Annotated in this window: 20 protein-coding genes; 7 read left to right on the top strand and 13 right to left on the bottom strand. The window is 64.0% G+C overall.

The window, feature by feature from the left end:
* Nucleotides 1–47: 47 nt before the first annotated feature.
* Nucleotides 48–833, bottom strand: coding sequence for an alpha/beta hydrolase (locus BCCGELA001_RS08575; protein WP_060735063.1), 786 nt, complete (start codon nucleotides 831–833; stop codon nucleotides 48–50).
* A 183-nt stretch (nucleotides 834–1016) separates the two neighbouring features.
* Between BCCGELA001_RS08575 and BCCGELA001_RS08570 the strand changes: the two genes are divergently transcribed.
* From BCCGELA001_RS08570 to BCCGELA001_RS08550, 5 genes are all read left to right on the top strand, one after another.
* Nucleotides 1017–1358 (top strand): hypothetical protein, encoded by a 342-nt coding sequence (locus BCCGELA001_RS08570; protein ID WP_060737557.1) that lies wholly within the window; start codon nucleotides 1017–1019, stop codon nucleotides 1356–1358.
* A gap of 276 nt (nucleotides 1359–1634) precedes the next feature.
* Complete coding sequence (locus tag BCCGELA001_RS37890) at nucleotides 1635–2114, top strand: hypothetical protein (RefSeq protein WP_158511613.1); 480 nt, start codon at nucleotides 1635–1637, stop codon at nucleotides 2112–2114.
* 20 nt (nucleotides 2115–2134) lie between these two features.
* A complete protein-coding gene (locus BCCGELA001_RS08560) occupies nucleotides 2135–3310 on the top strand; it encodes an efflux RND transporter periplasmic adaptor subunit (RefSeq protein WP_008560591.1) in 1176 nt (391 codons plus the stop codon).
* On the top strand, nucleotides 3307–6450 hold the full coding sequence (locus BCCGELA001_RS08555) for an efflux RND transporter permease subunit (RefSeq protein WP_060735061.1): 3144 nt from the start codon (nucleotides 3307–3309) through the stop codon (nucleotides 6448–6450). The genes BCCGELA001_RS08560 and BCCGELA001_RS08555 overlap by 4 nt, the downstream gene beginning before the upstream one ends.
* 149 nt (nucleotides 6451–6599) lie before the next feature.
* Nucleotides 6600–8000 (top strand): PAS domain-containing sensor histidine kinase, encoded by a 1401-nt coding sequence (locus BCCGELA001_RS08550; protein ID WP_236840834.1) that lies wholly within the window; start codon nucleotides 6600–6602, stop codon nucleotides 7998–8000.
* Nucleotides 8001–8034: 34 nt separating this feature from the next.
* On the opposite strand, the gene BCCGELA001_RS08545 is transcribed toward BCCGELA001_RS08550, so the two are convergent.
* Nucleotides 8035–10332 (bottom strand): FdhF/YdeP family oxidoreductase, encoded by a 2298-nt coding sequence (locus BCCGELA001_RS08545; protein WP_008560614.1) that lies wholly within the window; start codon nucleotides 10330–10332, stop codon nucleotides 8035–8037.
* A gap of 253 nt (nucleotides 10333–10585) precedes the next feature.
* Here BCCGELA001_RS08545 and BCCGELA001_RS08540 point away from each other — a divergent pair, with 253 nt between their 5' ends.
* Entirely contained in the window at nucleotides 10586–11833 is a 1248-nt protein-coding gene (locus BCCGELA001_RS08540) for an oxalate decarboxylase family bicupin (protein ID WP_060735059.1), read from the top strand.
* A gap of 103 nt (nucleotides 11834–11936) precedes the next feature.
* Here the strand turns inward: BCCGELA001_RS08540 and cydB are convergent, their stop codons facing one another.
* From cydB to BCCGELA001_RS08480, 11 genes are all read right to left on the bottom strand, one after another.
* Nucleotides 11937–12923, bottom strand: coding sequence for a cytochrome d ubiquinol oxidase subunit II (gene cydB, locus BCCGELA001_RS08535; RefSeq protein ID WP_060735058.1), 987 nt, complete (start codon nucleotides 12921–12923; stop codon nucleotides 11937–11939).
* 2 nt (nucleotides 12924–12925) lie between these two features.
* Nucleotides 12926–14341, bottom strand: a complete 1416-nt coding sequence (locus BCCGELA001_RS08530) for a cytochrome ubiquinol oxidase subunit I (protein WP_008560622.1) — start codon at nucleotides 14339–14341, stop codon at nucleotides 12926–12928.
* Nucleotides 14342–14356: 15 nt separating this feature from the next.
* Entirely contained in the window at nucleotides 14357–15895 is a 1539-nt protein-coding gene (gene mqo / locus BCCGELA001_RS08525; protein ID WP_060735057.1) for a malate dehydrogenase (quinone), read from the bottom strand.
* A 42-nt stretch (nucleotides 15896–15937) separates the two neighbouring features.
* Complete coding sequence (locus BCCGELA001_RS08520; RefSeq protein ID WP_008560636.1) at nucleotides 15938–16342, bottom strand: hypothetical protein; 405 nt, start codon at nucleotides 16340–16342, stop codon at nucleotides 15938–15940.
* 13 nt (nucleotides 16343–16355) lie between these two features.
* Nucleotides 16356–17792 carry a class II fumarate hydratase gene (gene fumC, locus BCCGELA001_RS08515; protein ID WP_008560638.1) on the bottom strand — a complete coding sequence of 479 codons (1437 nt, stop codon included), beginning with the start codon at nucleotides 17790–17792 and terminating at the stop codon, nucleotides 16356–16358.
* Between the two features lie 177 nt (nucleotides 17793–17969).
* Complete coding sequence (locus tag BCCGELA001_RS08510) at nucleotides 17970–18632, bottom strand: YoaK family protein (protein WP_236840833.1); 663 nt, start codon at nucleotides 18630–18632, stop codon at nucleotides 17970–17972.
* Nucleotides 18633–18655: 23 nt separating this feature from the next.
* Nucleotides 18656–19492 carry a formate dehydrogenase accessory sulfurtransferase FdhD gene (gene fdhD / locus BCCGELA001_RS08505; RefSeq protein ID WP_060735055.1) on the bottom strand — a complete coding sequence of 279 codons (837 nt, stop codon included), beginning with the start codon at nucleotides 19490–19492 and terminating at the stop codon, nucleotides 18656–18658.
* Between the two features lie 234 nt (nucleotides 19493–19726).
* Nucleotides 19727–20350 (bottom strand): sensor histidine kinase, encoded by a 624-nt coding sequence (locus BCCGELA001_RS08495; protein ID WP_060735054.1) that lies wholly within the window; start codon nucleotides 20348–20350, stop codon nucleotides 19727–19729.
* Between the two features lie 38 nt (nucleotides 20351–20388).
* Nucleotides 20389–20889, bottom strand: a complete 501-nt coding sequence (locus BCCGELA001_RS08490) for a Dps family protein (protein WP_008560653.1) — start codon at nucleotides 20887–20889, stop codon at nucleotides 20389–20391.
* Between the two features lie 57 nt (nucleotides 20890–20946).
* A complete protein-coding gene (locus BCCGELA001_RS08485) occupies nucleotides 20947–21510 on the bottom strand; it encodes a cytochrome b (protein WP_008560654.1) in 564 nt (187 codons plus the stop codon).
* Nucleotides 21507–22559 (bottom strand): catalase family peroxidase, encoded by a 1053-nt coding sequence (locus BCCGELA001_RS08480; protein WP_060735053.1) that lies wholly within the window; start codon nucleotides 22557–22559, stop codon nucleotides 21507–21509. The genes BCCGELA001_RS08485 and BCCGELA001_RS08480 overlap by 4 nt, the downstream gene beginning before the upstream one ends.
* A gap of 365 nt (nucleotides 22560–22924) precedes the next feature.
* On the opposite strand from BCCGELA001_RS08480, the gene BCCGELA001_RS08475 reads away from it, so the two are divergent.
* Entirely contained in the window at nucleotides 22925–23803 is an 879-nt protein-coding gene (locus BCCGELA001_RS08475) for an SDR family NAD(P)-dependent oxidoreductase (RefSeq protein ID WP_060735052.1), read from the top strand.
* The last annotated feature ends 19 nt before the right edge of the window (nucleotides 23804–23822 follow it).

The raw sequence follows: 23822 nt of genomic DNA, 5'->3' as shown, positions 1-23822 counted from the left end.
CCGTCCTTCCCTTCGCCGGCCGTGCGTCAGGACCGGCAAATACGTGGTCAGCGCGCGGCCTGCTGACCAAGGCTGCGTGCCGCGCGCGTGATGACAGCCGCCACTTCCTTAGGATGCGATTCGTAAACCGAATGGCTCGCGCCGGGGATCACCGTGGTGTGGCTCTTGGCACGCTCGTAATACCAGCGCTCCAGGTCGGGATTGATGATCTGGTCGCTGCCGGCAACGATGCCCCAGCTCGGCTTGGTCTTCCACGCCGCCGCCGTGAGCGGCGTGCTGAACACCTGTGCCGCAGCCGGAACCTGGGAGCGTGCGACGAACTCGGCGCGCTCACGCGGCAGATCGGGCGCGAACAGCTTTGGGAATTGCACGGGATCAAGATAGGTGAACTTGTCGGGCGTGACCTTGATGACGCCTTCGGTCTTTCCAAGCACGCTCGGCGTCTTCTTGCCCAGCGCCGATTCGTCCTCGCCGACGTCGGGGGCGTGCGCGGCGACGTAGACGAGCCCGACGACGCTCGGATGAACGCCTGCTTCGGTAATGATCGACCCGCCGTAGCTGTGGCCGACGAGAAGCGTCGGGCCGTTCTGGAGATCGAGGATCCGTTTCGCCGCCGTGACGTCATCGGCGAACGACGTTTCCGGCTCCTGGACCATGGTGACGTGGAAACCTTCCTTGGTCAGGATCTCGTAGACGGGCTTCCAGCCGGACGCGTCCACCCAGGCACCGTGCACCAGGACGATGTTCTTCAGGGGCTCCGCGCGCGCCGTGTCGACGGTCGCGAACAGCGAAAGGGCGGCGGCGAAGGCAAGGCAGGCGCTATGAGGTTTCATGTCGGGATCACTCCGTGTTGGAATGATGCGACACTAGGTCGAGACCGGTCCCCACGTATTTCCCCAAACAACTATCCTTGCCACTTCGCACGTCCGGACGGGATCATTGCGGCGATGGCCCCTCGCGATTTCCGAGACCGCGACCTAGCTATGCGCGCATCCCGCATGCACAGGATCGAACCGATGACATCGACCGCAAAATTACCTATCGCACTTCTCATTCTGCTGGGCGCTGCATCGCCGGTCCGTGCAGGCACCTGCGCGGACGAGATCGCTCGCACCCAGTTGCAGCTGGATCGCGCCATCGAAAATAATGCCGGCGCGCAAGGCTGGAAGCCGGAGAGCCTCAGCGCGCTGCGCAGCCATCAACCGACGCCCCGCTCCCTTGCTCAGACCGAAGGCAACGCTGGCGTCGACTTCACGGCCGCGTTGGATTCGCTTGAACGAGCGCGCGCCGCGGATCACATCGGCGACATGCGCGCGTGCCGCCGGCAACTGGCCCAAGCGCGGGCTATTCTGAGATAGCGAAAGCAAAAATCAGAACCGACGCCGCGCTGCTGCCAATGCAGCGCGGCCGCTTATTCGTGCGACGGAGGGCGCAGCCGCCCGGGCGTAAAGACTCGCTGTCTTCGTGCAGCCCGGGAGTGGGACGTGCGTTCTGGAAATACCCGCGCTCGCGCACCTTTCTAAGGTTCTACGGCATTCAGCTCGGAGCGATCGTCCATGCAGGATCAGCATTCACCGAACCACATCGTCGCGACGAGATCGGGATCACACCGGCGCGCTTCGATGCATGCAGCCATGACGGTTGCAGCCGGCATTCTCTGGCTGGCCTCGGCTGCGGCCATGGCTCAGACGATGGTGCCCGGAGCGCAACCCTCTTCCGGCATGCTCGCGACGTCGCCGCTCAACCCGCAATCCACCCGGCCCGTGGGCATTCCGCTGGGATCGACCGAGGTTGCAACGCCGGGCATCTCGCCGCTCAATCCCGCGCAGGACATGACGAACTGTCCGACCTCGGCCAATTCCGCTTCGCCTGGCGCATTGTTCGATGGGGGTGGACTTGCCGGCAACTCGTCCAGCGCCTGCGCCGGCAGCGCGTCGGCTTCATCGCCGCTGTCCTCGCCAACGGCGGTCGGACGCGTCGGAATTCCGTTGGGTGCCACCGAGCTCGGCGGCGCCGGAATCAGTCCCTCCGTTCCGGTGCCCAGCCCCGCGCCTGCTGACGGCACGACCTCGATCAACGGCATGCCGTCGATCAACGGCGCGGGCCTTCCCTGACATCATCGAGGATCATCATCGTGAAACGCCCCCTCACCTTCGCGCTCGTCACTCTCGCCGCCATCGGCGCCGGAGCGGGCTTGTGGTTCTTCGCGGACCGCAAGCCGGTCGTCGCAGCGGTGCCCGTGCCGGTGCCCCCCGCCGTGCCGGTGGTCGCCGCCACCGTCACCGGCAAGGATGTTCCGATCTATCTGCGCGGCATCGGCACGGTGATCGCGTACAACACCGACGTGGTGCGCAGCCAGATCCAGGGGCAGATCGTCAAGATCGCCTTCACCGAGGGACAGGCCGTCAAGGCCGGCGACCTGCTCGCCCAGATCGACCCTCGACCCTATGAAGCGCAAATCGAGCAGCTGACCGCCAATCGCGACAGGGACCAGGCCCAACTCGCGAACGCCGAGGCCAATCTCTCCCGCTACAATCAGCTCGGCGACAAGGGCTATGCGACGCCGCAATTGATCGACACCCAGACGGCGCAAGTGGCCCAGCTCAAGGCGGCCGTGAAGGCCGACCAGGCGCAGATCGACCAGGCCAACGTCCAGCTCAGCTATACGCGCCTGACCTCGGCTATCCCCGGCATCACCGGCGTCCGCCAGATCGACGTCGGCAACGTGATTCATCCGACCGATCCCAATGGCCTCGTCGTCGTCACCCAGATCGAGCCGATCTCGCTGCTCTTCACCTTGCCGCAGACGGACCTGCCGGCGATCCAGGAGCACGCCGCCAAGGAAGCGCTGAAGGTCATCGCCTACAGCCAGGACGACAAGATGAAGCTGGACGAAGGCAAGCTGCTGCTGGTCAACAACGAGATCGCGGGAACGACGGGCACCGTCCAGCTCAAGGCGGAATTTCCCAACCATGAGCATCGGCTGTGGCCAGGGCAGCTCGTGAACGCCCGCCTGCTGCTGGAGGTGCGGAAGGATGCGCTGACGGTGGCCGGCTCGGCCGTCCAGCAGGGCCCGAACGGCAGCTATGTCTATGTCGTGTCGCCGGACCAGAGCGTCAGTCTGCGACCCGTTCACGTCGCAGAGATCAGCGACGGCCAGGCATTGATCGACCAGGGACTGAAATCAGGCGACGTCGTCGTGGTCGATGGTCAATACCGGCTCACGGAGGGAAGTCGCGTTCACGAACTGCACGGCAAGGCCGCGCGCGAGGCCGACCTGCAGAGCGCCGTGCAGGATGCCATCCCGTGAACCTTTCCGCGCCCTTCATCCTGCGGCCGATTGCGACCGCCCTGCTGATGGCAGGCCTGCTTTTGCTGGGCCTTGCGGCCTATCCCCTGCTGCCGGTCGGCGCGCTGCCGAACGTCAACTACCCCACGATCCAGATCTCGGCGCAATTGCCGGGTGCAGACCCCGGGACCATTGCCTCGTCGCTGGCCACCCCGCTCGAACAACAGCTCAGCCAAATTCCCGGCATCACGCAACTCACCTCGTCCAGCGCGCTCGGCGTCGCCCAGCTCACGGTGCAGTTCGAGCTGTCACGCACGGTTGACAGCGCCGCCGTCGACGTGCTCGCCGCCATCAACGCCGCCAGCCCCTTCCTGCCGCCGAACATTCCCTATCCGCCGACGATCCGGAAAGTGAATCCCGCGGAGACGCCGATCATGCTGATCGCGCTGACCTCGGATTCGCTGCCGCTGACCACGGTGGACGCCTATGCGGAGAACATCCTGCTGCCCAAGATCTCGCAGGTCCCGGGCGTGGGCCTCGTCGGACTTGGCGGCCAGCAGAAGCCCGCCATCCGCATCCGCGTCAATCCGCAGGCGCTTGCCGCCCGCGGCATCGGCCTGGAAGACGTCCGCAACGTGATTGCCGGCGCCAATGTCGATCTGCCCAAGGGCACGCTCAACAGCCCGCGGGTGACGTATACACTCAACACCAACGATCAGCTGCTCAAGCCTTCGGCCTATGAGGACCTCATCATCGCCTATCGCAACGGCTCGCCGGTGCGGCTGCGCGACGTCGGCACCGCGATCGAAGCGCCAGAAAACGATCTTCTGGCAGGCTGGTACGGCAAGGACCCCGCCGTCATTCTGGCGGTCCAGCGCGTCCCCGGCGCCAATGTCATCGAGACCGTCGACCGCGTCAAGAAGCTGCTGCCGCAGCTGCAAGCCTCCGTTCCGCCCGCGATCAAGGTGACGATCGCGGCCGATCGCACCGCCACGATCCGCGCCGCCGTCTCCGACGTGCAGTTCACGCTGCTGCTGACGGTCGTCCTGGTGGTGATGGTCATATTCCTGTTCCTGCGGAACTTCTGGGCCACCGTCATTCCGGCGATCACGGTGCCCCTGGCGCTGATCGGGACCTTCGCGATCCTCTATGTGCTCGGCTACAGCCTCGACAATCTCTCGCTGATGGCGCTGTCGATCGCGGTCGGCTTCGTGGTCGACGACGCCGTCGTCGTCATCGAAAACATCGTCCGCCATCTCGAGCAGGGCATGACGCCGATGGAGGCGGCGCTCAAGGGCTCCCGCGAGATTGGCTTCACGATCGTCTCGATCACTTTCTCGCTCATCGCGGTGTTCATCCCGCTGTTCCTGATGGGCGGCTATGTCGGCAAGCTGTTCCAGGAGTTCGCCATCACGATCACGGCCTCGCTGCTGCTGTCGCTGATCATCTCGCTCACGCTGACGCCGATGATGTGCGCGCGCCTCCTGAAGGACAATTCGCGCAGCAAGCACGGCCGGCTCTACCTCCTGTTCGAGCGCGGCTTCGACGCCCTGCTTGCGCTCTATGCGCGGGGCCTGCGTGTGGTGCTGCGCCACCGCTTTGCGACGCTGCTCGTGATGCTCTCGACCGTGGCTCTGACCGGCTATCTCTATGTCATCATCCCGAAAGGCTTCTTCCCGCAACAGGACACCGGGCAGATCGTCGGCATTACCGAGGCCGCCCAGGACATCTCCTTTCCCGCCATGTCCGAGCGCCAGCAGGCGATCGTCCGCATCCTCTCGAAGGATCCGGCCATCCAGTCGGTGGCCAGCTATATCGGCCCCGGCGGCCCGACGGCGACGCTCAATCAGGGGCGCATCTTCATCGTCCTGAAGCCGAAGCCCGAGCGCAAGGCGAGCGCCGACCAGATCATCAACCGGCTGAGGCCGCAGCTCGCCCACATCCAGGGCATCACGCTCTACATGCAGGCGGCACAGGACATCACCATCGGGGCGCGCCTGTCGAAGACGCAGTATCAGTACACGTTGACGGACGCCGATTCCAACGAGCTCACCCACTGGTCGGCGATCTTCCTGGAGAAGCTCCGCGCGCTCGACATCATCACCGACGTCGCGAGCGATCAGGCCAATGCCGGTCCGCGACTGCAAGTCACCGTCAATCGCGAAGTCGCCTCCAGCTTCGGCATCCTGCCGACGACGATCGACAACGCCCTCGACGACGCCTTCGGCCAGCGCATCGTCTCGACCATGTTCACCTCGCTGAACCAATATCACGTGGTGATGGAGGTCGATCCGAAATTCCAGTATGGCCCCGAGGCGCTCAAGGACATCTACCTGAACTCGGCCGCCGGCCAGCAGGTCCCGCTCAGCACGCTGGTCCACAGCGTCATCGAGCCTGCGCCGATCCTGATCAACCATCAGGGCCTGTTTCCCTCCGTCACGATCTCGTTCAACCTGCGGCCCGGCGCTGCACTCGGCGATGCCGTGGCGGCGGTCCAGAAGATCGAGAAGGAGACCGGCAAGCCGGCTTCGCTCTCGACCTCGTTCCAGGGCAACGCACAGGCCTTCCAGTCATCCTTGTCGGGCACGCCGCTGTTGATCGGTGCGGCACTGATCGTGATCTACATCATTCTCGGCGTGCTCTATGAGAGCCTGATCCATCCGATCACGATCCTGTCGACGCTGCCGTCCGCCGGCATCGGTGCGCTGCTGCTGCTGCTCGCGGTCCACATGGATCTCAGCGTCATCGCCATCATCGGCATCATTCTCCTGATCGGCATCGTCAAGAAGAACGGCATCATGCTGGTCGACTTCGCCCTCGACGTGGAGCGCCAGCACGGGCTGAGCCCCGAGGGGGCGATCTACCAGGCCTGCACGCTCCGCTTCCGCCCGATCCTGATGACGACGATGGCGGCGCTGCTTGGCGGCGTGCCGCTGATGCTCGGCACCGGCACCGGGGCGGAATTGCGCCAGCCGCTCGGCTACACCATCGTCGGCGGCCTGATGCTCTCGCAGATCCTTACGCTGTACACCACGCCCGTGGTCTATCTGTATCTCGACAAGCTCGGCAACTGGTTCACCGGCCGCAAGGCGGGCGCAAGCGAAACGCCCAGCCCTTCCCAGACCAACGCAGATACGGGATTGACCCACGAATCCGCTTGAGGTGATCCGACCGCGGCGTCGTGCATTTTGGCAAAGAACCTGCGGAAACGCAAAAGACGGCTCTCCCGCACTGCGGTAAACGTCCGCCCATGACGTCTGAACGCCTGGATGGCTCCCACCGCGTACAGCTCCGGCGATGGTGGCGCCGCGTGCTGCCAACCGAGACCAGGCAGAATCGCGTTCTCCTGTGGGCCTGGGGCAGCGTCGCCTTGAGCCTGTTGACGCTCGCCTGCTTGCTGCTCGAATACGATTTCACGGTGATCGCGGTCGCAGCTTTTCTCGCTGCGACGCTGACGCTCGTCGCAGCGGTCATGGACATCGCCGCCAGGAATAAGGCGATCGCCGAGCTGGAGCGGAGCGAGCAGCGTTATCGCCAGCTGTTCAGCCGCATGCCGATCGCGCTCCGGCAGCTCGACGCCACCAAGCTTGTGGTGCTGTTCCGGAAGTTGCGCGCGGAAGGGGTCGAGGATCTCGGCAGCTATTTCGACGCCCATCCCGATTTCCTCAAGACCTGCATGAATGCTCTCTCGTTTCAGGAGGCCAATGAACGGGCGATCCAGATGTTCGGCGGCGATTACGCTGGACGCTCCATGTCCGACACCTGGCGGGAGCGGCCGGATACGTTCCGGCGGGCCATGGAATCCCGCTTTCGCGGCGAGACGAACTTCGAGGAGGAGACCAGGATGGTCACCTGGGACGACCGCGTCCTCGATGTCCTCTTCACGACGGCGCGCGTCGGTCCCGTTAATGATCTCGAACTGAGCCTGGTCGGCACGATCGACATCTCCCAGCGCGTTCGCGCCCAGGAGAGACTCCGGCAGGTACAGGGGGAGTTCGCGCATGCTGCGCGGATCTCAATGCTCGGCGAGCTCACCGCCTCGATCGCCCACGAGGTCAACCAGCCACTGGCCGCCATCACGACCAATGCCGCGGCCGGCCTGCGTTGGCTGAACAGGCCCAATCCCGACATGGCCGAGCTGCGCAAGGTGATCGAGAACACGGCGACGGATGCCAGACGTGCCGCGAGCATCGTGGCGCGCGTTCACGGAATGGCGACGCGAAAGGCGCCGGAGCGGATCCCGCTCTCGCTCGACGACGTCGTTCGGGAGGCCATGCTGTTCCTCCGGCATGAGCTGGAGTCTCACGACGTCGCAATCCAGCACCGCCCCGGCCCGGCAACGCCGCTTGTGCTGGGCGACCGCACGCAGCTTCAGCAGGTGATCGTCAATTTGGCGATCAACGCCATGCAGGCCATGATCCAGGCCGGCACGGAAGGCTGCCGGATCATCATCGCCACCACCTCTCCGGAGGAGAGTACAATATGCTGCTCCGTGGAGGACAACGGCCCGGGCATCGACACCGAGCATGTCGGCCGTCTCTTCGACAGCTTCTTCACGACCAAGGAGAGTGGCATGGGCATGGGCCTGCCGATTTGCCGCTCCATCGTCGAATCGCATGGCGGCCGGATCAATGCCGAGGGCAAGGGCGCCGAGGGCGGCGCACGGTTCTGGTTTACGCTGCCAATCTCCGGCTCGACGCATCCGGGCTGATCGGAAGGGAAGGCACGGACCGACGCCGTCCGGTCTATTGCTCGGGCACAGCGCCGCTCGAGCGCACTAGGCGGATCGGAACACCCTTGAACGACGGCGTGAAGCTCATGGGATCGCGGGCATAGAGCGGCACCAGCGGATTGGTCTCGGGATAATAGGCCGCACAACAGCCGGCCGGAAACGAATGGCCGACCACGCGGAAGTTGCGCACGATCCGCTCGACGCCATCGGTCGATTCCGTGATGAGGTCCACGCGGTCGCCCTCGGCAAAGCCGCGCTTCTTCATCTCATCCTCGTTGAGGAAGACCACGTCGCGTTGCCCGAAGACGCCGCGATAGCGGTCTGACATCGAATAGAGCGTCGTATTGTATTGGTCGTGGCTGCGGATCGTGCTGAGCCACAGGAAGTCGGGATCGCATTGCTTTGGATCCTCGCCGCAGCCCTCGAACACCAGAAAATTGGCCTTGCCCGACGGCGTCGTCCAGATCCGCTCGCGCGCCGTTGAGGTCAAATGGAAGCCGCCGGGAACGCGGATCCGCGCGTTGTAGCCCTGGAAGATGGGGAACACCGCCTCGATGGCATCGCGAATGCGGTCGTAATCATCCACGAACCCGTCCCAGTCGACCACCGTGCGGTCACCGAGCGTCGCCTTGGCGACGCCGGCAACGATCGCGACTTCGCTGAGGAGATGCTCCGACGCTGGCGTGTTGCGGCCGCCCGAAGCGTGGACCATGGACATGGAATCTTCCACCGTGATGGACTGAGGTCCCGTCGCCTGGACATCGATCTCGGTGCGGCCGAGACAGGGCAGGATCAGCGCGGCCCGGCCGTGGATCAGATGGCTGCGATTCAGCTTGGTGGAGACGTGGACAGTCAGGTCGAGCTTGCGCAAAGCGGCCTGCGTCGCCTGCCAGTCCGGAATGGCGGCGGCGAAATTGCCGCCCATGGCGAAGAAGACCTTCACCTCACCGCGGATCATGGCCTCCAGGGCCGTCACGACGTTATGGCCCGGCTCGGACGGCGGCTTGAAGCCGAAGTGCTGTTCCATCCGCTCGAGGAAATCCGCCTTGGGGACTTCCGTGATTCCCACCGTGCGATCGCCCTGCACGTTGGAATGACCGCGAACCGGGCAGACGCCGGCGCCCTCACGTCCGACATTGCCGCGCAGGAGCGCCAGATTGGCGATTTGCTGCACGTTGTGCGCGCCGCGCTGATGCTGCGTGATGCCCATGCCATAGACCAGAATGGCGCGCTCCGACTTCATATAGGCGTTGGCCGCGTACTCCATGTCTTCGCGCGTCAGACCCGACTGCCGTTCGATGTCGGGCCATTGCGTTCGCTCGAGATCGTCGATCAACGCTTCGATCCCGACCGTGTGTCCCCTGATGAAATCCCAATCCAGGATCTCCGGCCGATCGGCGGCGCGTGCCGCTTCGTCCGCCTCGACCAGGATCTTCATGATGCCCTTGAGGACGGCGACGTCGCCGCCGACACGCACCTGGAACAGCTTCGAGCTGATCTTGGTCGACGTCAGCGTGATCATCTCGACGGGGCTCTGTGGCGCCTGAAAGCGCTCGAGCGCCCGCTCGCGGAAAGGGTTGAAGGATATGATCGAAGCGCCGCGGCGCGCGGCATTACGCAGGCTCGTCATCATTCGCGGGCTGTTGGTGCCCGGGTTCTGGCCGAAGATGAAGATGCAGTCGGCCTTGTCGAAATCCTCCAGCAGCACGGTGCCCTTGCCGACGCCGAGCGATTGCGGCAGGCCAACGCTGGTCGCCTCATGGCACATGTTGGAGCAGTCGGGGAAATTGTTGGTGCCATATTCGCGGACGAAGAGCTGATAGAGGAACGCAGCCTCGTTCGAGGTCCGTCCGGACGTGTAGAAGTCCGCCATGTTCGGATCCGGCAACGCCCTCAGCTCGCGGCCGATCATGTCGAACGCATCGCGCCACGCCACCGGAAGATAGCGGTCGGAGGCCGCATCATAAGCCATGGGATGCGTGAGCCGGCCGACCATTTCGAGATCGTAGTCGCTCCAGGTCGAAAGCTCGGTGACGGTATGCTCGGCAAAGAACTCGGGCGTGCAGCGCTTGGACGTCGCCTCCCAGGCGATCGCCTTGCCGCCGTTCTCGCAGAATTCGAATGACGAGGTATGCTTCGGATCGGGCCACGCGCAGCCGGGACAATCGAATCCCTGAGGCTGGTTCATGCGTCTCAGCGTCGCCGCGCCCTTCATCGGAACCCGCTGCACCAGCAAGGCCTCACTGAGCGCCTTGAGCGCCCCCCAGCCTCCGGCAGGCTCATGATAGGGACGAACCGATTTCCTGGTCATCGACGATATCTCTGAATGTGACGTTCCCGGCGCAGTTAACGATCGTAGCCTCCGTAGCGTCTTTTCAAATCGGACTTCGAATTTCGCAATTGCACAGCTTCGGTTATGCCGCGGTCCTGCCTACCGCGCCGAGACCGATAGTGCATTCCGGAAAAAACATCGTCGTTCGCGGAAGCTGGGCGGTCAGGGTGAAACTAGGCTGCGACGCTGGGAGTCTCGCTGGAGGCTCAACATGCATTGAGGAGCGACCAACATGTTTTCACGACGGGAATTGCTGGCCATGTCGGCAGCGGGCGCTGCAATGGTCAGCTCCGGTGCGCAAGGCGCGACCTTCGGCAATCCGGACGAGCCGCCGCAAGGTGCGATCAATACCAAGAACGCCAGCAGCCTGAGCGATCCCGGACCGCAAAATCCGGCTCTTGCGAAGCAATTCCCCTCGGCGCAGACGCCGCCGGCGACGGATGTCGGCGGCCTGCCGATGAACTGGGCCTCCTTCAACAACGCACCCAGGCGCATCCAGAACGGCGGCTGGGCCCGCCAGGTCACGGTCGCCGACTTTGCGATCTCGAAGGAGATCTCCGGCGTCAACATGCGGCTTTCCGCCGGAGGCATCCGCGAGCTGCATTGGCATCAGGCGGCCGAATGGGCGATCATGACCTACGGCGGCTGCCGCATCACCGTGCTCGACGTCCAGGGGCGGCCGTATGTGGCCGATCTCAAGGCCGGCGACCTCTGGTACTTCCCGCCCGGCGCGCCCCATTCTCTGCAAGGACTTGGTCCCGACGGCTGCGAGTTCGTGATCTGCTTCGACGACGGCCACGCCAACGAGTTCAATACGCTACTGGTGACGGATTGGCTCGCCCATACGCCGCCGGAGGTGCTGAGCAAAAACTTCGGCGTGCCGGCCGAAACCTTCGCCAAGATTCCGCTGCACAATCTCTGGATCTTCCAGGGGACGGTCCCCGGCGATCTCGCCGCAGATCGTGCCGCGGTCGCCAAACATGCCGAGGCGCCGCCCTATCCGTTCGTCTACCCGCTGAGCAGCTCGGCTCCGCTCAAAGAGAGCGCGGCGGGCAGCATCCGCGTCGCCGACAGCAGCAATTTCAAGGTGGCCACCACGGTTGCGGCGGCGCTGGTGACGATGCCGCCGGGCGCGGTCCGGGAGATGCACTGGCATCCGAACGCGGACGAGTGGCAATACTACATCAAGGGCAAGGCGCGGATGACGGTGTTCGATACGGGGCCCAACGCACGCACGACGGATTTCTACGCGGGCGATATTGGTTATGTCCCACGCAATCTCGGTCACTATGTCGAGAATGTCGGCGACACAGATGTGCAGTTCGTCGGCGTCTTCCGCGCCCCGCGTTACGAAGAGGTCTCGCTTTCCAACTGGCTGGCGCATACTCCGCCCAGGCTCGTCGCCCAGCACCTCAACATCGACGAGAAGCTGATCGCGCAGTGGCCGGACACCGGTCCGGGCGTCATGCCCAAGACTTGAACGAAGGGAGACCTAAAACAGAAAGGCGCCCAAACCGGCGCCTTTCTTTTTGCTCGTTTGAAGATACCCGCCGCCCGACGGAAAGCCGCCACACCGGCGGCTTTCAATAGTGGGCCGATTCCGAATCGAACTTGCCCTTGAAGACGCGGAAGCCGATCGCGACGTAGATCAGCATCAGCGGGAAGATGAAGAGGCCCTCTCCCCAGAACATGAAGGCGAGGCTGGCATGAGGTGCAGCGGCTTCGTCGATGGTGATGGCGAAGGGAACCATGTAGGGCCAGAACGAGAGCGCCAGCGTCCCGAACGCCGACATGAAGATCAGCGAGACCATGTGGAACGGCCAATAATCATCGTGCCGCAGAATGCTGGAGGCGAGCATGCAGGCAGCCCCCGCACCGATCGCGGGAAAGACGAACAGATAGGGCCGCTCGATCCAGCGATGCAGGATCGGCAGATGCTGCAACAGCGCGTGGCTGAAGACGAGGATCAGGAACAGCAGAACCCCGGTCGCCAGCACCGGGATCTGCGTCCGCGCGACGTCGCGAACCGCGCCGCCGCGCTTGCGCACCAGCCAGCAGGCTCCGAGCAGCGAATAGCCGAGGCATAGGCCGATGCCGCACAGCACCGAGAAGCCGCTGAACCAGCCGAATACGCCCCCGGCATACTGGCCGTCGATGATCGGCAGCCCTTGCACGAGCGCGCCGACCATCACGCCTTGCATGAAGGTCGCGACCAGGGAGCCGCCGCCGAAGCCGAGATCCCAGATCCACCGTGAGTGCTGCGACTTGGCGCGGAATTCGAACGCGACCCCGCGCAGGATCAACCCCAGCAGCATGAAGATGACGGGGATGTAAAACGCCGAGAGCACCGTCGCATACACGACCGGAAACGCACCCCACAGGACCACGCCCGTCACCACGAGCCAGGTCTCGTTGCCGTCCCAGAACGGCGCGATTGCGCCCAGCATGGCCTGCCGGCGCGCTTCGCTGTTCGGCAGCAGGAACAATATTCCGACGCCGAGGTCGAAACCGTCGAGCAGAAGATAGATCAGGATGCTGATAGCCAGCAGAGCAACCCAGAAGGTCACCATGGTCATTCTCCAGCCTGAGCGTAGTTGCCGCCCGGGAGCGGCGGCCGGTCAGCAAGCGACATCGGCCGGTTGGGCATGACGGGCGCATGCACGACCTTATCGTCGAGCCCCGCCGGACCGGCGCGCAACAGCCGGTAGATGTAGTAGGTCCCGAACGAGAAGATGAAGGCGTAGACCGCGACGAACATGATCAGCGACGTCGTCGCCGCGGCCGCCGTCAGGAACGGCGTCACCGCATCTGCGGTGCGCAGCACACCGTAGACCGTCCACGGCTGGCGCCCCACTTCCGCGGTGTACCAGCCGGTGAGGATTGCGATCCAGGGCAACGGAAAGCTGAGGAAAATGCCCCAGAGCAGCAGGCGGCTCCGGTCGAGACGATGCTTGAAGCTGAGCCAGCTCCCGAGCCAAGCCAATGCCAACATCAGGAGGCCGCAACCGACCATGATGCGGAAGGCGAGGAATGGAATTGCCACCGGCGGCCGGTCCTGCGGCGGAAAGCTGGTCAGGCCGACCTCCTTCGAGCTCAGGCTCATGCTGCCGATGATGCTCCCGAGCACCGGAATCGAGATCGCATACTTGTTCGATTCGGTGCTGGAATCGGGGATCGCGATCAGCACCTCCGAGGCCGGCTGCTCGTCGTGCCAGCGCGCCTCGATCGCGGCAAACTTGGCCGGCTGGTAATCGTGGACGTAGTCGCCGACGAGATGCCCGATGAAGAGCTGCACGGGAAGCAGCACCGCCGCGAGCGCCAGGCCCATGCGCAGCATCACATGCGCCTCGGCCCGATAGGTCCGCCGCAACAGGTACCATGCCCCGGTGGCCGCGACGCAGAACGCGCCGGTCAGGTAGGATGCGAGCAGCATGTGCGGAAACCTGACCCAGACCACCCTGTTGAAGATGATCTGCATCCAATCGTCGGGCACGAACTGCCCGTTCTGCAGGATGTAGCCGGTCGGCACCTGCATCCAGCTGTTGTTGACCATGATCCAGAACGCGGACAGCGTGGTGCCGAGCGCCACCATGGCGGTCGAGAACAGGTAGAACCAGGGCGGCACGCGCCTCCGGCCGAAGATGAGGATGCCGAAGAAGCTCGCCTCCAGCATGAAGGCGGTGAACGTCTCATAGGACAGGAGCGGGCCCTGGATCGGCCCCGACATCTTCGAGAGCACGCTCCAGTTCGTACCGAACTGGAATGCCATCACTACCCCCGACACGACCCCCATGCCGAAGGCGACGCCGAAGATCTTGAGCCAGAACTCGAACAGCGTTCGATAGACCGGCTTGCCGCTATGAAGGTGCATCGCCTCCAGCACCGTCAGCCATGCGGCAAGCCCGATCGTGAAAGCCGGGAAGATGATGTGAAACGAGATGGTGAAGGCAAATTGCAGCCGCGACAGGAGAAGCGCCGTCGGGTCCATGGGAATCACTCTCTCTCACGCTCGTTGCGCGGCCGCCGGCGTGCGTGCGGCCGGATGCTGGATGTCGGCGATCTCGAGCACTGCCGCTGTCGCCGAGCGGATCTGGCGGCAGAAATCCGCATTGTCGATCAGCGACACGCCGTAGGACGGGATGATCTTTTTCAGCTTCGGCAGCCAGGCGCTTGCGGTCAGCTCCCCGGCAAAGCACTTCTCCAGCACGCTGATTGCGATGAACGCGGCGGTGGAAGCGCCCGGCGAGGCCCCGAGCAGGGCCACCAGCGAGTGATCCTCGGCGCCGACGAGCTCGGTGCCGAATTCGAGCAGTCCGCCCCGCTTGACGTCGGGCTTGATGATCTGGACGCGCTGGCCGGCGACCTGCAGCCGCCAGTCCTTCGGGTCGGCCTTCGGAAAATATTCATCGAGCGCCGCAAGACGGTGGCTCTCGGACTGCAACACCTGTCCGACCAGATACTCCGTGAGATCGAAATTGTCGCGCGCCACCGAGAGCAACGGCTTGACGTTGGCAGGACGGATGGACTCGAACAGATCCAGCAGCGAGCCGTGCTTGAGAAACTTGCTTGAGAAGCCGGCATAGGGCCCGAACAACAGCGAGCGCTGTCCGCCGATCACGCGCGTGTCGAGATGCGGCACCGACATCGGCGGCGAGCCGACCGCGGCCTTGCCGTAGACCTTGGCGTGGTGACGCTCGTTGATATCAGGATCGTCGCAGCGCAGCCAGATCCCGCTGACGGGGAATCCGCCATAGCCGCGCCCCTCCGCGATGCCTGTTTTCTCCAGCAGCGGCAGCGCACCGCCGCCGGCGCCGATGAAGACGAACCTCGTACGGACCGACCGCGTCTCGCCGCTTTCGGTGTCGCGCACCTCGACCCGCCAGCGGCCACCCTGCTCGCGGACGAGATTGGTGACGCAGCTCTTGTAATGCACGGCGCAGCCGGGCTGGCTGACGAGATGACTAACCAGCAGATGCGTCAGCGCTCCGTAATCGACGTCGGTACCGGAAACGATGCGCGTTGCGGCAACCGGCTCGTCGCCGCTCCGGCCGTCCATCACCAGCGGCGCCCATTCGGCGATCTGCCGGGGGTCCTCGGTGTGCTCCATGCCCTCGTAGCAATGATGGGCCGACATCGCCGCGAAGCGCTTCCGCAGGAACGCGACATTCTCCGCGCCATGCACGAAGCTCATATGCGGCACCGGATGGATGAAGGCCCGGGGATCGGAGATCGCGCCCTTCTCGATCAGGTAGGACCAGAACTGCCGCGACAGGTCGAATTCGACGTTAACCTGCAGCGCCTTGGAGATGTCGATGGTGCCGTCGGGTCGTTCCGGCGTGTAGTTCATCTCGCAATTTGCAGCGTGCCCGGTGCCGGCATTATTCCAAGAGTCCGAACTTTCCAGCGCGCAATCGTCGAGCACTTCGAGCATCTGAATCGTAAGAGACGGCTCCAGCTCCTTGAGCAGGACGCCGAGTGTGGAGCTCATGATGCCTGCGCCGATGAGCACGACGTCGGTTTCGCGGTCGGAAGTCGCTTGCATGGCTTTTTCTCTTCGTTGGATGTTGCTGTTGGGCTTGCTCGATCAGGCCCGCGCCGATTGCCGCGCCTTTGCGCGGAACGGCACCTCGGCTCCCGGTCGCAGCACCACATAGGCGCGGCGCCAGGACGAATCGTCCGTCAGTTTCCAGCTGTGCCCCGACCCCGCGGTGTCCTCGGCCAGCAGGATGTTGCCGGGATGGATCAGGAAGTGATGTCCACCACGCGTCTGGAAATCGAGCGTTCCGCTCAGCGTAATCACCAGCTGGCGGATCGGCGCGGTGTGCCAGGAAAACGCGCCGCCCGACTCGGTTTCCTGAAAGGACACGCTGACGGCATCGACCTTGTCGGTGAGAAAGTCACCGCGCTGGCCGGGCGCGAGCTCGATGACGCCTTCCTCGAAATGCGAATTGCCGTCCCCTCCGGTCCATAGACGTACACAACGGATCATCGTTTCTCTCCTTTCAGCCGGCCTTTGCGCCGATTGCGTGTGGCGCCTCGATCGCGGCCACATAGGGTTTGACCATCTTGGCGGGATCCACGATGCGGTCGAACTCCGCCTCGGTTACGAAACCGAGCTCGAGCGCCGCCGACTTCAGCGTGAGATCGTTGTCCATGGCGTAATGCGCGATCCTCGACGCCTTGTCGTAGCCGATCACCGGAGCCAGCGCGGTCACGAGCATCAGCGACCTCTCGACATACTCCTTGATCCTCTTGCAATTCGGCTCGGTTCCTTCGACCAGGAACTTGCGGAAGTTCGTGCAGCCGTCGGTGAGGATGGTGACGGACTGCGTGATGTTGTGGATGATCAGTGGCTTGTAGACATTCATCTCGAGATAGCCGCCGGCACCGCCGAACCCGACAGCAACGTCGTTCGCCATCACCTGCACGGCGATCATCGTCAGCGCTTCGGCCTGCGTCGGATTGACTTTGCCTGGCATGATCGAGGAGCCGGGCTCGTTCTCCGGTATCAGCAGCTCGGCAAAACCCGCGCGTGGACCGCAGGACATCAGGCGGATGTCGTTGGCGATCTTGTAGAGCGATCCGGCGAGTGTACGAAGCGTGCCGGAGAGTTGCACCAACGCATCATGTGCGCCCTGCACGGCGAACTTGTTCGGCGCGCTGACGAATGGCAGCTCTGTCAGCCGCGCGATCTCGGCAGCAGCGGCTTCGGCGAAGCCCGGTGCCGAGTTGATTCCGGTGCCGACCGCCGTGCCGCCGAGCGCGAGGCGGAGTACGCCCTTGAGCGCGTCGTCGATGCGCGCCAGATCGTCAGCGAGCATGCCGGCATAACCGGACCATTCTTGTCCCAAAGTCAGCGGCGTCGCATCCTGCATGTGGGTCCGGCCGATCTTGACGATATCGCCCCACTGGCTCGATTTCGTCGCGATCGCGTCATGCAACGCCGCGACGGCCGGCACGAGACGCCGGGTCACGTTCACGGCAGCCGCGATGTACATTGCCGACGGAAAACTGTCGTTCGACGATTGCGACATGTTGACGTGATCGTTCGGATGAACGGGACGCTTGCTCCCGAGCGGCCTGCCGGCAAGCTGGCAACAGCGGTTCGAGATCACCTCGTTCACGTTCATGTTGAACTGAGTTCCGCTGCCCGTCATCCAGACGTGAAGCGGAAACATGTCGTGATGCTGGCCCGAGAGAATCTCGTCGCAGACTTGGACGATCAGCTTGTGGAGCTTGCCGTCGAGACGGCCGCCGGTGCAATTGGCATTCGCCGCTGCTTTCTTCAGGATCGCATAGGACTGGATCATTTCGCGCGGCATCAGGTCCTTGCCGATGCTGAAATGCTCCAGCGAACGCTGCGTCTGCGCACCCCAGAGCCTGTCCGCGGGAACTTCGACTTCACCAAGACTGTCTGTCTCTTTGCGGAGGTCGTTCATCCTTGCCTCTCGTTGCAATTGACGTTGGAATGGCCTTCCGGCTCTGCTCAGGAGACTACGGAGCGCGCCGCTCGCCTGCTTCCGTGAACGAACGCCCTTTTCTCGAATGGCATGGTGGACGCTTCGAGGCTCAGCGCACGAACTCGCATTGCGCGCCGATGATCTTGAGCGAACAGCTCAGCTTCGGCGCAGCCGGCGGCACAGCCAGAGCACGCACGCCGACGATGTGATCGGCAGCGCAATGGCCCACGCGCCCATCCACTTCGTTGCGCAACAGCCGAGGGCAGCTCCCGTCAAGAACATCAGGCAGAGCAGAAACATGATCCAGGTGCCGCGCGCGGCGTCACGATCTGACCCCGCAACGGATTGGTCGATGGCGCGGAGCATGTTGCCCGTGACGGTGACGGTGAGAAATTGCCAGCGCTCGACCTGCCTGAAACTGGCCGACCGCAGCGCTATGCCGAAGGAGATCGCGGGTATGGCGATCATCTCCGGGATTCGATGGAGCAGCAGCATCACGACCGTAAGGCAGACGATCTCTCCGACGAGGCAGCGTAGCGGCGACCGGATGCGAATCGCCAGCGAGGCACCGAGCAGAAACGCGACGATCGGAAGGAGATGGTGGACCGCCTGCCGCCACTGTCCTGACATGGCGTCGATGCCGAGGAAGGCGACATTGCCGGTTTGCGAGCTTGCAAACACGCCGCCGAGCGAAAGCCAGGTAAAGACGTCGAGAAAGCCACCTGATAGGGTCAGGAGACAGGCGACGAGCAGCGATCGCTCGGGAGCATCGACGCCGGTCCGCATCTCGGTGGCGGACCCTGGAGATAAGGCGTGCATCGCCATGTCGCGCAGCCGTAAGGTCAGGCGTCAGCGCGCGGTGCGGCGTCTTCGGGCAGCAGAACGCGGCGGGTGTGCGTGAATACGCCGTATCCGTCATCGCGGGCGATCGCGAGCAGGGTGATTCCCGCCTCCTCCGCGGTCCGGATGGCGAGTGCAGTCGGAGCAGACATGGCCACGAGGACCGGTGCGCCGATCATCGCCGCCTTCTGTACCATCTCGACCGATACGCGACTGGTCAGCAGCACGACGCCATCCTCCGCCGATCGTCCCTCGCGGGCCATCGCACCCGCGAGCTTGTCGAGCGCGTTGTGACGGCCGACATCCTCCCGTACAGGACCGATGCCGATGCGGGGATGCCAGAATGCGGCCGCATGGACGGACCGCGTCTGCTGGTTCAGGACCTGGAGCGGCGACAGCGCCTGCATGGCGCCGAGCAAGTCCCGTGCGTGAAAGGCGGTGCTGCGGCCGGCGACCTGCGACGGTGCGCGGCACGCCTGTTCGAGGCTCTCGATGCCGCACAACCCGCATCCGACGGGTCCGCTAATGGCGCGGCGCCGGGCCGCCAGGGACGCCGCGCGGTCGCCCTCGAGCCACATCCGAACCTCGACACCCAGCTCGTTCGGGACCAGCTCGATGCTGCTGATCTCGCTCATGCGCTCGACGATGGCCTCGGTGAGGCTGAAGCCGATGCCGAAATCCTCGAGATCGCTCGGAGTGCCCATCATTACCGCATGGGTCGATCCGTTATAGGTGAGCGCAATCGCGATCTCTTCGGCGATCAGGCGCGAGGTCGACCGCGTTTGACCGCCGCGCCAGGCAATCTCCCGATGCCGGGTGAACGTCGAACCCGTCATCATGGCTCACACTGTCGCCGGCTGGGCAGCGCAACGGGACGTGGTGATCGCATGGATGGTCCTTCGTGGCGAGGCCTTCGCATTCGACACATCTCTCATGGCTTGCCCCTCTTTTCGGTCGCCGGTCATGAATCGGATCAAGCCTATCGGGAGCCTCCGCTCGCCATCTTTCGAAGACGCCGCGATATTGTTTCATCTGCACGATTGGAAACGCCGTTGGTACCGATAACGTCCAGGCTAACGCGGAACGCTCACCATGATTCTGCGGCCATCGGAATCGGCGCAGATGTCGATCGTTCCCTGGAGACGCGCGGCGAGCATCTCGACGAGATCGCGGGTTTCTCCGCGGTACCAGTCTTCGCCGGACGTGCCGCCGTCGGTCATACAGCAGACGATCGACGTCGCGGTCCCCCACATTTCGAGATGAATTATACCCGTGCCGCTGCGGGACAGGCAGCGCGCAAGACCCGTGATGAGCTCGAAGACGATCACGCCCAGCAGCCAGCACTGCTCGGAGTTCACCTTCTGCGGGTGCAACAGAAGCGAAAGCGCGATTCCCTCGCTTTCCAGGCTCGCGCGGCTGATCGACCGGCACAAGAGCCGGAGATAGGCCGCCAGATCGACGATCGTGGTGAACTCGGGCATTTGCAGCGCGTGGTGAAGCCGCGCGTGGTTTGCCAGCCTGTCCCGCACGGAAGCGAGGGTTATCCTCGCGTCCGCAGCGTCGCAACGATCGGTGGCTTTCGAAACCAGGTCGATCGCCGAAGCGAGCTCGTCATCGATCCGAGACGCGAGCTCGCGCAGCAACAGGCGCTCCGCCTTCGTGCTGCCATCCGGCGGGAGTTCCGAGAGGCTGTTCATCCTTCACCCGCTTCCCGGCCGAACGGCATATCTTGCGCTTACGACTTCGGACCGGTGCGGCCGGTCTCGTACAGGAACCAGATTCGCCGCTCCGTCTCGTCGATCCAGTTTTCAAGCAGGCTTGCGGTGGCGACGTCGGCGTATTCGTCGCAGAGCTCGTGAACCCGGCGCATCTCCCGCGTCAGCTGCTGGTTGTCGCTGCGCAGCTCGGCGAGCATGTCCTGCGGATCGACATAGTCGGCGTCGTTGTCGAGAATGCGCTGCTCGCGGGCGATGTGGCCGATCGAGCGTAGCGTGGTGCCGCCGATCTTGCGGGCGCGTTCGGCGATCTCGTCGGTCATCGCGAAGATCTGCTCGGCCTGCTCGTCGAGCATCAGGTGGTAGTCGCGGAAGTGGCTGCCGGATACGTGCCAGTGGAAGTTCTTGGTCTTCAGGTAGAGAGCGAACACGTCGGCGAGCAGCGCTCTCAGCGCGGCTGGAACGTCCCGGTTCGCATTGGCACCGAGATCGGTCGGTGTCTGGAGATCGGCTTTGGTCATGGTCGGTATCCTTGCTTAGAGGTTGGAAATTCTAGTCTCGCGACGAGGCCCGACGGATCATTCGCCGGCCGTCGTTCTGTCGCGCAAGCGTACGAGCGATATCGTTGCGAACACGCCGTCGCGCCGGACCCATGCGTGGAACAGCCCCGCCGCGAGATGCAGCAAGACGAGAGCGAAGAATGCGAAGCCCAGATAGACATGGGCGTTCGAGAGCAGCGTGTGCCCGCGGTCGCTCTGCGGCAGCAGCGCAGGAATTTCGACGTCGCCATAGAGAACGACCGGGTAGGACGCTGCCCAGAGCATGCCGAGGCCGAGCAACGGCATGATGATCATGAACCCATACAGCAGAAGATGCGACGATCTTGCACCCAATTTCATGGCTCTCGGAAGATCATCCGGCAATGATGGTGCGCCGTAATACAGCCGGAGCGCCAGCCTGATCAGAACGAGAGCCAGCAAGATGACGCCGAGCGTCTTGTGGATCAGGATCAGCGGCAGATATTTTGGCGCGACCGTCGAGACCATGCCGGCGCCGATGAAGAGCATAGCGAGAATGCAGGCCGCCATCAGCCAGTGCAGGAGCCGCTGGGCCAGCGTGAAACGGTGAGGAACGTCGGTCATGGCTTTGCGGCTCCCGTGCGCGGATAGTCCTTGGCCTCGGCGGCACGCAGATCGAAGGACTTGCGGTACACCGATGAGCGCGCGGCCGGGAACGGATCGTCGGACACCCGGATTCCCTCGGGCAGGACGGTCGGATCGAAGTTGATGTCGCGGCATGGTCCATCGCGCTCCGGTTCGATCCGTTGCACGATCAGCGTTCCGACCTCCACCTTGCGGCGGGTCTCCGGCCAGGCTTTGCTCGGGTCTGCTGTCGGATCACCGGGATCGGCGACAATCGTGACCATGGTCCACCGCAGCGGACCGGCTGTCCGGACCCGCTCCGCGATCTCCTGCTCGAGATAATCCGGACCGCGGTTTTCGAGGTCGGCTTGCGAAATCGCAACGGGTTGTGCCGCGGGCAGCAGCGACCATCGCACCGCGTGATCGCCGCCCTTCGCGTCCGTGAAAATGAAGCTGTTGAGGCCATGATAAGCCTCTTCCGCATAGCTGCCGGTCCATGGCGCCGTCTTGGCCCAGGCTGCAAAATGGCCGAACTCCGGATTTGCCTGAATGAACGTCTTCATCGCGTCCGGATCCTTCTTGCCAGACGCGATCAGCAGGTCGTGAAACGCTTGGGGCGTCGAGACCGCGAAAAATGGCGGGTTGATCATCGCCATCCGCCAGACGTCGCCATCTGCCGTGACCTGAAGACCGAGGCCGCGCACGCGCACGGTCGCATCCACCGCGTTCGGATTGGGCGTGCCGAGATTGAAACGGCCCAGAGCCGGATATCGCCCTTGCACGAAGACCTTGGCCCGGGAGAGTTCCACGCCGTTTCCGTTGGCCTCGAACGTGCCGGTGAAGCAGATCCCCTTGGCGTGATTTCGGCGGCGGCCAAGCGGCGGTCCACTTGGGGGCGTCAGCGCCTCGATCATCCGTTCCGGCGTCAGGCGTCCGGGAGAGAGCCATCCTGCAGTGTACGCGAACGCCACTGCGCCACCGCCCACGATCGCCGCAATCAAAACGAGCGGTCCGAGGCTCGACCGCGGTAGTTTGCCTGGCAGAATCATTCAGTCTCCTTGCGAGCCGCAAACCGCCCCGGGGCGATCGGAGCGGCACCGCCGCATTGTCGAGTAACGAGAAGGTGTTCTAGCTGTGTGCTGCGGCCCCGATCTTCTCAAACTCAACGCCAATTTCGCGAAGGCACGTCTGGTTCTGCTGGCGCAGTCGAGCAGGACACCCTCCACCCTCGTTCGGGCGTTCTGGAAGTATTTCGTGCTTTATGAAAATTGCCCGTAACGCGCGAAAGACCGGCCCCGCGCCTGGCCCTAAGTCAGATGTTCTTCGCGCATCGGTCGCGACGCTCGCCTGACGACGGTCGCGTCGCGGCTGTGCTGTGAATCTTCGCGAAGGCTGGAATGCGATTGGGGATTCAATGAGCAAAGTGATCGTCGTCACGGGAGCCGCAAACAATACCGGACGAAACACCTGCGAAGAACTGGCGCAGGCGGGACACACGGTCTACGTCTCGATGCGGGAAGCGGGCGACCAAAGCGCACATGGCCTCGGCAAGGCCGGAAAGGCCGCTGAGCTTCGCGCCATCGAGTTCGATGTCTCCTCGGAAGCCTCCGTGAACGCGGCCATCGAAGCCATCGTCGCCGAGCACGATCGCCTCGACGTGATCGTGCACAATGCGAGACAGGTCCTCTATGGGCCGACGGAAGCCTTCACGCCGGAGCAACTCGCCGAACTCTACGATATCAACGTGCTGAGCGCGCAACGCCTCAATCGGGCGGCATTGCCGCAATTGCGCAAGCAAGGCCAAGGCCTGCTGATATGGATCACGTCGAGTTGCGCACGTGGCGGGTCGGTGCCTTTCCTCGGTGCCTATGCGTCGTCGAAGGCGGCGATGGATGCGCTCGCGCTCGGCTATGCCGGCGAACTCGCGCGATGGGGGATCGAGACGAGTATCGTCGTCCCCAGCGCTCTCGGGCCCGGCCACTACGTCCGCTCCGGCCGGCCGACGGACACCGTTCGCGCCGAGGAATATGCCGACGGACCGACCGCCGATCTGACCGAGACCGCGCTCGCAGGATTGGCGCAGCTTTCGCCCAGAGACCGTGCCGAGCAAGACGTCGCGAAGGCCGTCGCCGACGTCGTGAGCATGCCGTTCGGACAGCGGCCGTTGAGGGTCCATATCGGACCAGATGACGATGGTGCGGCGGCCGTCGATGCGGTCGCCGACCGCGCGCGCGCCGAAATGCTGCGCCGGATCGGGCTGGAGGACGTGCTCTCGCCGGTGATCATCGGCTAGGACCGGACGCCGTTCAGTG

This window comes from Bradyrhizobium sp. CCGE-LA001, assembly GCF_000296215.2.
Classification (GTDB): Bacteria; Pseudomonadota; Alphaproteobacteria; order Rhizobiales; family Xanthobacteraceae; genus Bradyrhizobium.
This window is presented reverse-complemented; position numbering and strand designations above follow the sequence as displayed.

What these genes read in the sequence shown, in the direction of transcription:
- BCCGELA001_RS08575 (WP_060735063.1), bottom strand. Translation starts at nt 833, where the DNA reads ATGAAACCTCATAGCGCCTGCCTTGCCTTCGCCGCCGCCCTTTCGCTG.
- BCCGELA001_RS08570 (WP_060737557.1), top strand. Translation starts at nt 1,017, where the DNA reads ATGACATCGACCGCAAAATTACCTATCGCACTTCTCATTCTGCTGGGC.
- BCCGELA001_RS37890 (WP_158511613.1), top strand. Translation starts at nt 1,635, where the DNA reads ATGACGGTTGCAGCCGGCATTCTCTGGCTGGCCTCGGCTGCGGCCATG.
- BCCGELA001_RS08545 (WP_008560614.1), bottom strand. Translation starts at nt 10,332, where the DNA reads ATGACCAGGAAATCGGTTCGTCCCTATCATGAGCCTGCCGGAGGCTGG.
- BCCGELA001_RS08540 (WP_060735059.1), top strand. Translation starts at nt 10,586, where the DNA reads ATGTTTTCACGACGGGAATTGCTGGCCATGTCGGCAGCGGGCGCTGCA.
- cydB (WP_060735058.1), bottom strand. Translation starts at nt 12,923, where the DNA reads ATGGTGACCTTCTGGGTTGCTCTGCTGGCTATCAGCATCCTGATCTAT.
- BCCGELA001_RS08530 (WP_008560622.1), bottom strand. Translation starts at nt 14,341, where the DNA reads ATGGACCCGACGGCGCTTCTCCTGTCGCGGCTGCAATTTGCCTTCACC.
- mqo (WP_060735057.1), bottom strand. Translation starts at nt 15,895, where the DNA reads ATGCAAGCGACTTCCGACCGCGAAACCGACGTCGTGCTCATCGGCGCA.
- BCCGELA001_RS08520 (WP_008560636.1), bottom strand. Translation starts at nt 16,342, where the DNA reads ATGATCCGTTGTGTACGTCTATGGACCGGAGGGGACGGCAATTCGCAT.
- fumC (WP_008560638.1), bottom strand. Translation starts at nt 17,792, where the DNA reads ATGAACGACCTCCGCAAAGAGACAGACAGTCTTGGTGAAGTCGAAGTT.
- BCCGELA001_RS08510 (WP_236840833.1), bottom strand. Translation starts at nt 18,632, where the DNA reads ATGCACGCCTTATCTCCAGGGTCCGCCACCGAGATGCGGACCGGCGTC.
- fdhD (WP_060735055.1), bottom strand. Translation starts at nt 19,492, where the DNA reads ATGATGACGGGTTCGACGTTCACCCGGCATCGGGAGATTGCCTGGCGC.
- BCCGELA001_RS08495 (WP_060735054.1), bottom strand. Translation starts at nt 20,350, where the DNA reads ATGAACAGCCTCTCGGAACTCCCGCCGGATGGCAGCACGAAGGCGGAG.
- BCCGELA001_RS08490 (WP_008560653.1), bottom strand. Translation starts at nt 20,889, where the DNA reads ATGACCAAAGCCGATCTCCAGACACCGACCGATCTCGGTGCCAATGCG.
- BCCGELA001_RS08485 (WP_008560654.1), bottom strand. Translation starts at nt 21,510, where the DNA reads ATGACCGACGTTCCTCACCGTTTCACGCTGGCCCAGCGGCTCCTGCAC.
- BCCGELA001_RS08480 (WP_060735053.1), bottom strand. Translation starts at nt 22,559, where the DNA reads ATGATTCTGCCAGGCAAACTACCGCGGTCGAGCCTCGGACCGCTCGTT.
- BCCGELA001_RS08475 (WP_060735052.1), top strand. Translation starts at nt 22,925, where the DNA reads ATGAGCAAAGTGATCGTCGTCACGGGAGCCGCAAACAATACCGGACGA.